Source organism: Octadecabacter sp. SW4 (assembly GCF_008065155.1).
Taxonomy (GTDB): Bacteria; Pseudomonadota; Alphaproteobacteria; order Rhodobacterales; family Rhodobacteraceae; genus SW4.
The window spans coordinates 1,273,834-1,286,741 of sequence record NZ_CP042819.1; the positions used below are offsets into that span (position 1 = coordinate 1,273,834).

The window sequence follows — 12,908 nt, forward strand, 5'->3', positions numbered from 1 at the left end:
GTATGGCTTGCGCGGTAGATCACGTTCTTTAATTCGCAGGTTTCCCGCGTCAATCAGATGGGGGATTTCCAATGCAAATTCGTACGATTTTGACTACGACCGTTGTCTTGCTTTCTTCAAGTCCGGCGTTGGCTCAAGACAATGACCTGACTTTGGGCCAGTCTAGCTACGGCGCACGTTGCGCGATATGTCATGGGGTTGATGGAAAAGGCGGTGGTGAAGTTGCCGAGCTGTTTCGGATCCCTCCCACCGACCTAACGAAGCTTGCGGAACGTGCTGGCGGGCGTTTTCCCTTTGTTGATGTCTATTACACACTTGCCCGCGGCATCGAGCAACCTGGTCATGGGGATGCAGAAATGCCCGTGTGGGGAGACTACTTCGTTGCAGACTCGTTGGTGGATAGAGGTGTATCCTCGGGTGACGCAGTCGCGATTGCCGCAGGTCGCCTCATGACATTGACTCTCTATCTCGAGTCGATCCAAGAATGACCTTCGAATTGAGAGCATGACGGCTTAGCTGCCTTCAGACGAAAAATGAGTTTCGGCGTGAATTACAGGAGGCATGAGCTTTTCTCTTTGCCCCTCATCGCGAATATGAAGGCCACGAAGCCTCAGAGTGTTTTCCTCTTTCGGGGCCTAAGGGGAGTGCTGGGCTTGCAACGCGCCGCAGAGTGGTGATTTCGCAATAAGCGCCTTGCCGGTCACAACTTTCGCGTCCAACACGCCGGCGGCCAATATCCCCGCCGCAGGAAGTGGGCAAATCCATAGGAATCTCCAAAAGGTGAAAGCGGCTGTTCAAGGCCATTCTCGAAAGCGGTCCTTGATGAAGTCCCAGCGACTTCACACTTCGTCCCGCACAACAGCCATCCCCAAGCCACCCGATATCAAGCAAAAAGGCCGCTCGAGCGGCCCTTTTTATATCTGCACGGCGGTGCGCGTCAGTCCAGAAACGCCTTTTCAACCACATATTGCGCAGGCTTGGAATTGGCGCCTTCTTCGAGTCCGTATTCCTCGAGCATCTCTTTCAGCTCAAGGTTAAATGCCAGATTGCCGCAGATCATCGCGCGGTCATTCTCGCGGCACAGCGGCGCCACACCCAGATCGGCAAAGGCCTCGCCCGAGCGCATCAGATCGGTGATCCGGCCCATCTTGGGGCTCTGCTCGCGGGTGGTCGTGGGGTAGTATCTGATCTTCTTCCAGAACCCTTCGCCGATCACCTCATTCAGCAACTCATCATCCTTGAGCGCTGCAATCAGATCGCGGCCATAGGTCAGCTCGCCCGCCTCGCGGCAGGTGTGGGTGATGATCACCTCGTCGTAATCCTCGTAGGTCTGCGGCTCGCGCAGCAGGGATGCAAAGGGCGCAAATCCGGTGCCCGTGGCAAAGAACCAGATGCGTTTGCCCGGGATCAGCGCATCATGCACCAGCGTGCCCACGGGCTTGGGGCGCAGGATGATCTCGTCCCCGACATTGATATGCTGCAAGCGGCTGGTCAGGGGGCCATCGGGCACCTTGATCGAATAGAACTCCAACTCCTCGTCCCAACTGGGCGAGGCAATGGAATAGGCGCGCAACAGCGGCTTGATCCGGCCGGTCTTGGGGTCGGGATCGCCCATCAGCCCGATCATCACGAATTCGCCCGAACGAAACCGCAACGACGCAGGGCGCGTGCAGCGGAACGAAAACAGGCGGTCGGTATAGTGCTCTACCGCGGTGACGGTCTGGGCATCAGGCAGGGTCGGCACGGCGGGGGCGGCATTGGCTTGGGTCACTGGTTTTTGCTCGGTCATGATTTCTGTCGCGGCATCTTAAGGCCGTCCTTTGTCATAGGCGTTGATATGGGGCAAGAAAAGGGGGGCTTATCCGCGCAGGCGGGCGCCATAGTCGTGGGCGGTGTGATCGGCGCGGGCCAGCCATTGGTCCTCGGGCTGGCGCGCGGCAAGGTCGGCGCTGATCTCGACCTCGTCAAAGCCACTGCGGCGCGCCATCGCATATTGATCGGCAATCACGTGGCCGCGCGCGCGCAACCGGCCCTGATATCCCATGCGGCGCAGCATCGCGGCAATGGTAAACCCGCGCCCATCCGCAAAGCTGGGAAAATCGACGCGGATCAACTGCAGGTCACCCAGACGACAGGCCAGTCCAGCCGGATCACCGTCTGACGGGATATCCACCGCCTCAACCGGACCATTTGCCGCCACTTCAGCCAAAGGCGTCACATCGCCCCGCCAGTCATCCACACCAAAACCGGCATCGGTTACTATCACGCTCATCGTCTCATCCTCTGGGCACAGGCCCAATTCTTCTGTTTAAAATAACGCGAAAATCCGGCGCGTGCTTCAGGCGCTGACGCGCGGGATGCGCACCAGCTTGCCGTCCTCGAAATGGATCCCGCATTCTTCCTTGTCGGTATCACGCCAGCGCCCCGCGCGCGGATCTTCGCCCTGGCCGACGCGCGATGTGCAGGGCGCACAGCCGATCGACGGGAACCCTTGCGCCACCAGCGGGTGACGGGGCAGGCGGTTCTGGGCGATATATTCCTGCAAATCGGCCGTGTCCCAATGGGCCAGCGGGTTGATCTTGATGCGGGGCATGGCGCCCACTGGGCGCTCGACCTCAAAGAAATCAAGACTGGCGCGCTGCCCGCCCTGATAGCGTTTGCGCCCCGTCACCCAGCCGTCAAAGCCTTGCAGGGCATCTTGCAACGGCGCGGTCTTGCGCAGGGCGCAGCAGGCATCGGGATCATGCAGGTGCAACAGGTTTTCGTTATCTTTCTCAAAGAGTTGCGCGCGCGGCGCGCGGATCACCTGCACGTTTTCCAGATGCAGCCGTTCCGCCACATCCTGCTGATAGACAAGGGTTTCGGCAAACAGCATTTCCGTGTCGATGAACAGCACCGGCACACGGCGGTCGATCACCGCTGCCATATGCAGCAGCACAACCGATTCCGCCCCGAACGAACTGACCAACCCGACATGTCCCAGCTTGGTCAGCGCATGTTCCATGACGGATGTGGCCGAATGATTGGCAAAACGGCGGTTCAGGGTCTGGGTTTTTCCATCAAGCGGCATTGGCTTTGTCCTCGCGGTAAAGCACGGCCTTGAAGGGGGCCATGCCAAGGCGGCGGTAGGTCTGCAGGAAGGTCTCATCGTCGTTCTGACGCAGTTCCAGATAGCCCAGCACAAGCCGTTCAATCGCCGGAATGATTTGATCGGCGCTGAACCCCGGTCCGGCGCGCTCTCCAATTGCCGCATCTTCGGTTCCGTCACCGCCCAGGGTGATCTGGTAGTTTTCCACCCCCGCACGATCAAGGCCAAGGATACCGATATGGCCAACGTGGTGATGGCCACAGGCGTTGATGCAGCCGCTGATCTTGATTTTCAGCGGGCCGACCTCGTGTTCGAGCTTGAGCTCGTCAAACCGCGTGGCGATCTCCTGCGCGATGGGGATGCTGCGCGCGGTGGCCAGGGCGCAGTAATCCATGCCGGGGCAGGCGATGATATCGCTGATCAGACCGATATTGGCCGTCGCCAGATCGGCGGCGCGCAGGGCGGAATAAACCGCCGCCAGGTCGGATTTGTGGACATGGGGCAGGATCACGTTCTGCTCGTGGGAAATGCGCAATTCGTCGTGGCCAAAGCGGCGGGCAAGGTCCGCCAGCACGCGCATCTGATCGCTTGTCGCATCCCCCGGTGTCGCGCCATGTTTTTTGATCGACACAGAAACGATCGCATAGCCATCGGCCTTGTGAGCATGCAGGTTCGTGTCGCTCCAGCTGCGAAAGGCAGGGTTGGCGGCGCGGGCAGCGTCGAACCCATCCGTGGGGGCAGATTTGAACGCGGGCGCGGCGAACTGCGCCTCAATCCCTGCCAACACCTCCTGATCCACACCGCTGAACGCGGGACGGATTTCAGCAAAGCGCGCCTCGACCAGCTCTTGTATCTTCTCAAGCCCGTTTTCATGGACGGTGATCTTGATACGGGCCTTATATTTGTTGTCGCGACGGCCCAAGCGGTTGTAAACGCTGACAATTGCCTCGCAATAGGGCAGCAGATCGGCCTTGGGCAGGAAATCGCGAATGACCTTGCCCACCATCGGCGTGCGGCCCAATCCGCCCCCGACGATGACCTCGAAACCCGGATTGCCATCACGCGTCACCATCCGCAGCCCGATATCATGGGCGCGGGTCACGGCGCGGTCGCTTTCGGACCCGGTGATTGCGATCTTGAACTTGCGCGGCAGGAACTGGAATTCGGGGTGATCTGTCGACCATTGGCGCAGCAATTCGGCTATGGGGCGCGGGTCTTCGATTTCATCCGCCGCAGCCCCGGCGAAATGATCCGCCGTAACGTTGCGGATCGTGTTGCCGCTGGTCTGGATCGCGTGCATTCCCACATCGGCCAGCGCATCCAGCATATCGGGCACATCGCGCAGGGCGGGCCAGTTGTATTGGATGTTCTGACGGGTCGTGAAATGGCCATAGCCCTTGTCCCACCGGTCAGCGATCATCGCCAACTGGTCCATCTGCGCACTGTTGAGCGTGCCATAGGGGATCGCCACACGCAGCATATAGGCGTGCAACTGCAAATACAGACCATTCATCAGGCGCAAGGGCTTGAATTCGTCCTCGGTCAAGGATCCGTCAATGCGGCGTTCGACCTGCGCGCGGAACTGGGCGGTGCGGGCGCGCACGAAATTGCGGTCAAAGTCATTGTATTGATACATTTTTCTTCCTCTTGCGGCCAAATCCCGGCAAGGATTTGGATCAGAGTTTCACTGAAACTCTGTCAGGCGGATTGTTTGCCGTGGGCGTAATTGGATGGGCCGCGGGTGCGAAACACCTCGCGGAAATGGGTCGGGGTGGGGCGATCTGCACCCGGTTTTACCTCGGCCAGATAAACACCGACAACCACGCCCGATTGTGCTTCGGCGTCCAAAAGGCGGATCGTGGCATGGGCTTCGTCCGTGATCACTTCGGCCTCGGCGATATCGGTGGACCAGCGGTCATCCTCCGTCAGCCAGACGGCATCGCCTTCCAGCAGCCGGTTGGCTGTGATCACTTTGGCGGTGAAAGCGCGGTTCATTGTGCAATCTCCTGTAAGGGAAGGGACTGGGCGGCAGCCACGGCGGCGCGCGGGGCCAACCCAAAAAGGGTGAGGGCAGGGCCGCCTAGATCGGCCTGCCTCAGGGTGGGCTCCAAGTCGCCCAGGGTCGTGGCCAGCGTGAACTGGTCCGCGCGGCTGACGTTTTCGATAATTGTCACCGGCGTGGCCGGATCAGCCCCATGCATCAGCAGGCGCCCTTGAATAAAGCGTGCCGATTTCTTGCCCATATAGATCGCGGCAACTTCGCCCGGGCGGGCCAGGGCGCGCCAGTCATGATCGGCAAATCCGCGGGTGTCATGACCTGTCAGGAACCGCACGGATGAATTGCGCTGCCGCTTTGTCAGGCTTTGGCCGATGCCCGCAACAGCGGCGCTGGCGGCGGTGATTCCGGGGATGATCACATAGGGAAGGCCCGCAGCGGTGATTGCATCAAGTTCCTCGTCGAGACGGCCAAATATCGTGGGGTCGCCCGCCTTGAGGCGCACGACATGCAACCCCTTTTGCGCCTGCGCGACGATCAGACCGTTGATATCATCCTGCGCCATCGCGCTGCCGAACCCTTCCTTGCCCGCGTCAATGATCACCGCTTCGCGGCGCGCAAGCTCAAGGATTTCAGGGGTCACGAGCCGATCGTGGATCACCACATCGGCCTTGTCCAGCGCGCGACGCGCCTTGAGCGTCAGCAATTCGGGATCGCCCGGGCCCGCGCCGACCAGATCAACACGGCCGCGTTTTGCGCCTGTCTGTATGTGATCATCCAGCAAGGATTCCAATGCCGGCGTCACGGCGGTTTCACCATTCTGCGCAATCGCTTGCGGGCCAGTATTAAAGTAAAATTCCGACCAGAAGTCGCGCCGTTTGCCGCCCATTGGCAACACATCGACGGCTTTGCGAAAGGTCTTGCCGATCCGCGCCAGCGGGCCAAGCGTGGCCGGTAGGCGCGCCTCAAGGTCGGCCTTGATCGCGCGGGCCAACACGGGCGCTGCCCCTTCGGTGCCGATGGCCACCGTCACCGGATCGCGATCGACGATCGCCGGGGTGATGAACTGGCTGTCTGCAAGGTTGTCGACGATATTGACCAGTGCACCGTCGCGTCGCGCCAGGGCGGCTACGCGGGCATCCTCGGCATCATTTTCGTTGGCGGCGTAAAACAGCGCGGCGCAAAGCGCGTCACCTGCCTCTTGGGGGCGCAGGATCAGGGTCAGTTTCCCTGCGGCCGCGAGCCGGTGGATTTCCGGCGCAGCCCACGGGGCCACCACGGTCAGCCGCGCCGTGGTCTTCAGCAACAGCCGCAGTTTGGCCAGCGCAGCCGCGCCACCGCCTGACAGGACGACGCGGCGCCCATCGAGGGCCATGAAGATTGGAAAGTGGTTCATCGGGCAATCCTTTGTTGCCCCCAATATAGAACATTGTCCTGCTATTTTGCTATTGTGCGGCGCGGATAAGGACGTATGTTCTATTTCGTGGCGGGGTAGAACACGCTGTTCCAGCAAAGGTGGAAATTCGGAATGACTGTGCGAATAGATGAAACAGACCGGAAAATCCTTGCAGCCCTGCAAGCGGATGCAAGCCGGTCATTGGACGAAATTGCCCGCGAAATCGGGTCGTCCAAGACGCCTGTGTGGAATCGCATCCGCAAGCTGCGCGAGGCGGGGGTAATCGGCCAGCAAACGGTTATTCTGGATGCCGAAGCATTGGGGTTCGAGGCCTGTTTCTTTGTGCTGATCCGCACGTCTGAACATGATGCAGGCTGGCAGGGCAGGTTCCTGAAAGCCCTGCAAAGCCGCCCCGAAGTGCAAGAGGCGCACCGGCTTGCGGGCGACATTGATTACATCCTGAAAGTGCGCGTCAAAAATGCCCGCGCCTATGACGTGTTTTATCAGGCGCTGATTTCCGAAGTGCGGGTGCACAATGTGACCGCGCTTTTGTCGATGGAGGAAATCAAATCGACCGTGGCACTGCCGCTATAGCCTTGGAAATGAGTTATTTTTGAACAGAAGAAGGGGGGGCGTCAGCGCGTCACCATCAGCCGTTCCAACCCGTGGAAATGATAGACATCGGCGTAGATCGGCGGTTCGGCCAAGGCCAGATCAGGGCAGCGCGCCCATAGGATTTGCAGCGCGTTCAGCAGCTCCAGTCGGGCCAGCGGTGCGCCGACGCAAAAGTGGATGCCGCCGCCAAAGCTGGTCATTTGCGGCCCCTTGCGCGCCGGATCAAACTTGCCCGGATCAGGGTAGGCAAGCGGATCGTGATTGGCCGCCGCCAGCAGGCAGTTTACCTGATCGCCGCGCTTGAAATCATGGCCCAGCAGCGTCACGTCCTCTTGCGCCCAGCGGGAAAAGATATGCAGCGGCGGGTCGAACCGCAGCACTTCTTCGATCACCCGCGCGTCAATCGTCTGAATACCCTGTTCCAAAAGCGTTTTTACACCGTTTCCCATCGTGTGCACCGTGGCCTCGTGGCCGGCGTTCAACAGCAGGATGCAGGTGGTGATCAGTTCTTCCGTCGATAGATGTTTCCCCCCTTCCTCGGCGGCGATCAATTCGCTGATCAGATCGTCGGCGGGGCTACTGCGGCGGGCGTCGATATAGCCGGTGATGAAAGCGCGAAAGGCCAGCGTGGCCTCGACGGCGGCGTCTTCGATCACGCGGGTGCGGTTGGCCTGATACATCGCCACCATCGCATTGGACCATTTCAGCAGATCGTCGGACCGGTCTTCGGGGACGCCCAGAAGGCGGGCGATAATCACCACGGGCACGATACGCGCGTAGCTATCGAGCAGGTCGAACGCCCCTTCGGGAAAACGGTCGATCAAGTCATGACACAGGCTTTCGATTTCGGGCTGCAGCGCGGCGATCCGGCGCGAGGTAAAGGCCCGCAGGACCAGCCCGCGCAGCCGAGTGTGGCGGGGCGGCTCCAGTTCGAGCATCGAATGGGCCTCGATGTCATAGAACGGCTGCACATGGGGGGCGATTATCGGGGCGACTTCGGCGGGGATTTCGCGCCCCATCCGCCGATCCTTGAGGATCGTCATGGTAGCGGCGTGGCTGGTGGAGCAGATCACGCCGTAGTCTTCCCATAGAAACAAATCGCCCGCCGCGCGGGCGCGGTCATAAAACGGGTAGGGGTTTTGCACGAAGGCGGGATCGGTCGGGGATTGGCGCAGTGATTTCATGGGCGCAGGTTTGCGCCTTGGCACTGGTCTTTGCAAGCCGCCCTTTCTAAGGTCATCACATGGGAGGATCGTTTCGCAATCGCGCCTTTGGGGTGCTGGCCTATCTGGCCCTGGTCGCAGCTTTTTCGGGCGGCGTCTGGTGGGTTGGCTATGCTGCGGCGCTTGACCAGCTCGAGCGGCGCGGGCGGGCCGATCTGGCGCTGGCGGCCGACCGGCTGACCAGCCAGTTGCAGCGCTATCGCGAATTGGCGGTCCTGCTGGCGGACCATCCCGACCTGCAGATTGACGCCGACCCCGTGCGCGCGCGCACCCTGCTGCGCGAAACCGCTGACCGGACCGGATCGCTTGATGTGATCGTGCTGGACGCAGCGGGGCGCGAACGTTTTGCAGCCGCCGAAACGGCGCCCCAGGATCATGCCGGCACCCCCTATTTCGAGCGGGCGATGGATGGCGCCCTGGGTGTTCATCATCTGGTCAGTGATCGCTTTGACGGGCGCTATTCCCGGCGCGCCTTTCTTTTTGCGGCGCCGATGTTTTCGCCGGCGGGGCCGGTCCAGGGCGCGGTGGTGGTCGTGGCCGATGTGGACGCGGTTGAATCGGCATGGCGCGGTGATCGCCCGACGATGTTTTTCACTGATGAGGCGGGTGTAATCTTTGTGTCGAACCGCTCCGAACTGATCTTTCGTGCCCGCGATGGTGACCCTGCGCGCGCTGCGCAATCGCCCGAATATCCGGCGGCGCAGGTCACTGACTTTGTCGCCTTTACTGCGGGTTTCGTGAACGGGCACGAGGTTTGGCGCGTTGATGGTGGGCCTTATGTGCCCGCGCGCGCCCTGCACCTGACGCTTGATTTACCGGTGATCGAGATGACCGGCGAGGTGCTGTTGGATGTCGCGCCTGCGCGCCAGATCGCGTTCTTGCAGGCCTCGGTTGCAGCGGCCCTTTGCCTCGCCTTTGGCGCGTTGCTGTTTCTGGCAACCGAACGGCGCCGCACCCTTGCCGGTGCCAATGCGCGCTTGGAAGAACGCGTCGCCAATCGCACCGCTGAACTGATCGCCGTGAACACCGATCTGCGCCGTGAAGTGCAGGACCGCACCGCCGCCGAGGCCCGTCTGAAAAAGGCACAGGCCGATCTGGTGCAGGCGGGCAAGCTGTCGGCGCTGGGGCAGATGTCGGCGGGGATCAGCCACGAATTGAACCAGCCCCTGATGGCGATCCGGTCATTTGCGGAAAACGCCGAAGGGTTCTTGCAGCGTGGCAAACCCGAGGTGGCGGCGCAAAACCTGTCGCGCATTTCCGATCTGGCCCGCCGGATGGGGCGCATCATTCGCAATTTGCGCGCCTTTTCCCGCCACGAAAGCGAGCCCCTGTCAGATGTCGATATCTGCACCGTTGTCGAGACAGTGCTTGAGATGAGCGAGGCGCGCGCGCATCAGGCCGAAGTCACGCTGATCTGGGCGGCGCCACCTGGCCCCGTGCTGGTGCGCGGTGGCGAGGTGCGCTTGCAGCAGGTCTTGCTGAACCTTGTCGGCAACGCGATTGACGCGATGGAGGGGCGCGCGGCCAAACAGGTGACAATCGCCCTTGCCACGCAGGGCGACCGCGTGGAACTCAGCGTGCACGACACCGGCCCGGGCCTGTCTGAACCCGAAAAGATTTTCGACCCCTTCTATACAACCAAACAGATCGGCGCGGCCGAGGGCATGGGCCTTGGTCTGTCGATTTCCTACGGTTTGGTGCAAAGCTTTGGCGGCAGCATCAAGGGGCGCAATCACGCCGAGGGCGGCGCGGTCTTTACGGTTGAACTTGACGCCGCGAGAAAGGCCCAAGCCGCATGAGCACACAGGTCCTTTTGGTCGATGATGATCGCGAGGTGCGCGAGGCGTTGGCGCAGGCCCTTGAACTGGCTGAGCTTTCGCCGGTTCTTGCGGGCTCCTTCATCGCCGCCAAGGACCATATCACCGCCGATTTCGACGGCGTGATCGTGACGGATATTCGCATGCCAGGGCGTGATGGCTTCCATTTACTGACCCATGCGCGCAGCGTCGATCCCGATCTGCCGGTGATCTTGCTGACGGGCGAAGCAGACGTGCCGATGGCCGTGCGCGCCATGTCCGAGGGCGCGTTCGGGTTTCTGGAAAAACCCTGCGGGCCGCAGGATCTGTTGGGCCTTGTGGGCAAGGCGCTGCACGGGCGTGGCCTTGTGTTGGAAAACCGCCGCCTGAAATTGCAGGTCGCGCAGGGCGATGCGGCGGCGCGGATGTTGCGCGGCACCTCGGCGCAGTCGCAACAGTTGCGCGAACGGGTGCGCGCCGCCGCACGCGCCGCCGCCGAAGTCGTAGTGACCGGCGAACCCGGATCAGGCATCGCCAAGGTCGCCGAAGTGATCCACCTGCTGTCCTCTGCCGGCAACCGTCCTTTTGTGAAATGTGCGGCGGCGACGCTCACGGTCGATACCCTTGGGGCTGCGTTTCACGATGCGGCCTCGGGCACCCTTTATCTTGACGAGATCACGGGCCTTGCCCCGGCGGCGCAGTTCGCACTGATGGACAGGCTTGAAGGGGGTGCTTCGGCGCGGGTGATTTCAGGAACGACCCAGGATATTGCCGCCAGCGTCGAAACTGGTCGCCTGAACGCCGATCTGTTCTACCGGCTTGATCTGATGCGCGTCCATATCGCCCCCCTGCGCGAACGGGCCGAAGACATTCCAGTGCTGTTTCGCCATTACGTCAGTGTCGCCTGCGAGCAGGCCAACCTGCCGGAACCCATGATTTCACCCGATGTGCTGGGCCGGTTGATGGCGCAGGATTGGCCGGGCAATGCGCGTTCCCTGATGAACGCGGCGATGCGGTTTGCGATGGGGATCAACGAAGCACCCAGCGCCGAAAGCGATGAAACCCTTGGGCTGGCCGAACAGATGGCGCAGGTCGAGAGATCGCTGATTATCGCAGCCTTGCGCAGAAACGACGGGCAAGTGACGCAAACGGCACAGACCCTCAAGCTGCCGCGCAAGACCTTTTACGACAAGCTGGCGCGCCACGGGCTGCGCGCCGAGAGCTTTCGCAAAAGGGGCGATGCGTCATGACGACACCTCAGCGCCGTGGCCGTGCCGCCCGCCAGTCTGCGCCCGCCGCGCGTCATGTGAACTATCGGCAGTTACGCAACCCTTTCACGCCACAGCGCTGCGCGTGTTGCAAGAGTTGGGGATCAAGATATTACTGCCCGAAGCGCGCAAATTGCTGGGGGCCGCAGGGGCGCTGGTTGACGATGATATGGTGCGGATCGGTGCGGATATGGTCGCCGCCGCCCTCGCCACGGCACCGGCCAGCATCCCGATGCGCGCGGCCAACCCCGCCCGCAACCAGATTTATGAAAATGGCGCGCTGATCTTTTCCGCTGCCGGTGGCTGCCCCAATGTATCAGACGCGACCCGTGGTCGCCGCCCCGGCGATCTGGTCAGCTTTGTCGATGCGATCAAGCTCGTCCAAAGTTTCGATGTGATTCACAAGATGCCCATCGCCCCCGAGGCACAAGACATCCCCGTCAACCTGCGCCACCTTGAAACCACGCTGGCGCAGCTGTCCTATGCCGACAAATTGCTGACGGTGTTCGCGCGTGGCACCGGGCAGGCGGAACAGGCCTTCGAGATGATCCAGATCGGGTTGAACCTCTCGGCGGATGACTTTGCCGGTGCCACATGGGTCAGCGCCGTGATCAACTCCAACAGCCCGCGAATGCTGGACGTCCCGATGGCGCAGGGCATCATTGATTTCGCGCGTGCGGGGCAGATGACAATCATCACGCCTTTCTGTCTGGCCGGTGCGATGGCCCCCGTGACGGTTGCGGGCGCGCTGGTGTTGCAACACGCCGAGGCTTTGGCGGGGATCGTGCTGGCGCAGGTGGCCAAAGCAGGCGCACCGGTCAGCTATGGCGGGTTCAGCTCGAACGTCGATATGAAATCGGGCGCACCGGCCTTTGGCACCCCCGAACACATCAAGATGCAGCTTGGGGCGGGGCAGTTGGCGCGCCATATCGGCTTGCCGTGGCGATCCGCCGCCGGGTCCGCCGGCAATACGGCCGATCCACAATCGGTGCACGAAAACATCATGGGCCTTTGGGGCGCACTAAGCGCGGGCGCGACACTGACGCTGCATGCCGCCGGTTGGCTGGAAGGCGGGCTGACCTTTGGGTTTGAAAAATTCATCTGCGATATCGAAGCCGTGCAGACATTGGCCGAGCTTTGCGCGCCCGTGGATGCAAGCGCGGCTGGCATGGCCTTCGAGGCGATCAAGGGAGTCGATCCCGGTGGGCATTTCTTTGCCAGCCCGCATACGATGGAACGGTTCGACACGGCATTCTATGCGCCGATCAATGCGGATCTGTCGACGTTTGGCACCTGGACAGCCAATGGCGCGCAAAAGGCCGAGGATCGCGCCGCCGAGATCGTGCGCCAGACCCTCGCAGATTACAGCCAACCCGCAGGTTGCGCCCAAGCAGCCGAGCGCGTGGCGCGCTACGTTGCCGACAAACGCGCAGCCGGCGGGGCCGCGCCCCTGATGGGCTAGGCGACAAAATCAAGCCGCCCAAAGGGCGCTGTGGCGATGGCCACGGGTCAATCCTGACAATTGG

Annotated in this window: 12 protein-coding genes; 5 read left to right on the plus strand and 7 right to left on the minus strand. The window is 61.6% G+C overall.

Annotated features, from left to right (window positions below):
* Nucleotides 1-71 precede the first annotated feature (71 nt).
* Nucleotides 72-488 carry a c-type cytochrome gene (locus FTO60_RS06340; protein WP_148055164.1) on the plus strand — a complete coding sequence of 139 codons (417 nt, stop codon included), beginning with the start codon at nt 72-74 and terminating at the stop codon, nt 486-488.
* A gap of 449 nt (nt 489-937) precedes the next feature.
* Here the strand turns inward: FTO60_RS06340 and FTO60_RS06345 are convergent, their stop codons facing one another.
* From FTO60_RS06345 to cysG, 6 genes are all read right to left on the minus strand, one after another.
* Complete coding sequence (locus FTO60_RS06345; protein ID WP_148055165.1) at nt 938-1,789, minus strand: ferredoxin--NADP reductase; 852 nt, start codon at nt 1,787-1,789, stop codon at nt 938-940.
* Nucleotides 1,790-1,858: 69 nt separating this feature from the next.
* Nucleotides 1,859-2,272 (minus strand): DUF934 domain-containing protein, encoded by a 414-nt coding sequence (locus FTO60_RS06350; RefSeq protein WP_148055166.1) that lies wholly within the window; start codon nt 2,270-2,272, stop codon nt 1,859-1,861.
* A gap of 66 nt (nt 2,273-2,338) precedes the next feature.
* The gene (locus FTO60_RS06355; protein WP_148055167.1) at nt 2,339-3,070 is read right to left on the minus strand and encodes a phosphoadenylyl-sulfate reductase; all 732 of its coding nucleotides are present in this window, start codon (nt 3,068-3,070) and stop codon (nt 2,339-2,341) included.
* Nucleotides 3,060-4,724: a nitrite/sulfite reductase gene (locus tag FTO60_RS06360; RefSeq protein WP_148055168.1), complete on the minus strand. Its 1,665-nt coding sequence runs from the start codon at nt 4,722-4,724 to the stop codon at nt 3,060-3,062. The genes FTO60_RS06355 and FTO60_RS06360 overlap by 11 nt, the downstream gene beginning before the upstream one ends.
* Before the next feature lie 62 nt (nt 4,725-4,786).
* The gene (locus tag FTO60_RS06365; protein ID WP_148055169.1) at nt 4,787-5,083 is read right to left on the minus strand and encodes a DUF2849 domain-containing protein; all 297 of its coding nucleotides are present in this window, start codon (nt 5,081-5,083) and stop codon (nt 4,787-4,789) included.
* A complete protein-coding gene (cysG, locus tag FTO60_RS06370; protein WP_148055170.1) occupies nt 5,080-6,480 on the minus strand; it encodes a siroheme synthase CysG in 1,401 nt (466 codons plus the stop codon). Before cysG ends, FTO60_RS06365 begins: the two co-directional genes overlap by 4 nt.
* Before the next feature lie 132 nt (nt 6,481-6,612).
* On the opposite strand from cysG, the gene FTO60_RS06375 reads away from it, so the two are divergent.
* Nucleotides 6,613-7,074 carry an Lrp/AsnC family transcriptional regulator gene (locus FTO60_RS06375; RefSeq protein ID WP_148055171.1) on the plus strand — a complete coding sequence of 154 codons (462 nt, stop codon included), beginning with the start codon at nt 6,613-6,615 and terminating at the stop codon, nt 7,072-7,074.
* Between the two features lie 41 nt (nt 7,075-7,115).
* Here the strand turns inward: FTO60_RS06375 and FTO60_RS06380 are convergent, their stop codons facing one another.
* Complete coding sequence (locus FTO60_RS06380; RefSeq protein WP_148055172.1) at nt 7,116-8,279, minus strand: cytochrome P450; 1,164 nt, start codon at nt 8,277-8,279, stop codon at nt 7,116-7,118.
* Between the two features lie 59 nt (nt 8,280-8,338).
* Here FTO60_RS06380 and FTO60_RS06385 point away from each other — a divergent pair, with 59 nt between their 5' ends.
* The 3 genes from FTO60_RS06385 (at nt 8,339) to FTO60_RS06395 (ending at nt 12,844) form a co-directional block, all read left to right on the plus strand.
* Nucleotides 8,339-10,117, plus strand: a complete 1,779-nt coding sequence (locus tag FTO60_RS06385) for an ATP-binding protein (RefSeq protein WP_148055173.1) — start codon at nt 8,339-8,341, stop codon at nt 10,115-10,117.
* A complete protein-coding gene (locus FTO60_RS06390) occupies nt 10,114-11,364 on the plus strand; it encodes a sigma-54 dependent transcriptional regulator (protein WP_148055174.1) in 1,251 nt (416 codons plus the stop codon). The genes FTO60_RS06385 and FTO60_RS06390 overlap by 4 nt, the downstream gene beginning before the upstream one ends.
* Before the next feature lie 103 nt (nt 11,365-11,467).
* Nucleotides 11,468-12,844 (plus strand): trimethylamine methyltransferase family protein, encoded by a 1,377-nt coding sequence (locus FTO60_RS06395; protein WP_197738516.1) that lies wholly within the window; start codon nt 11,468-11,470, stop codon nt 12,842-12,844.
* The last annotated feature ends 64 nt before the right edge of the window (nt 12,845-12,908 follow it).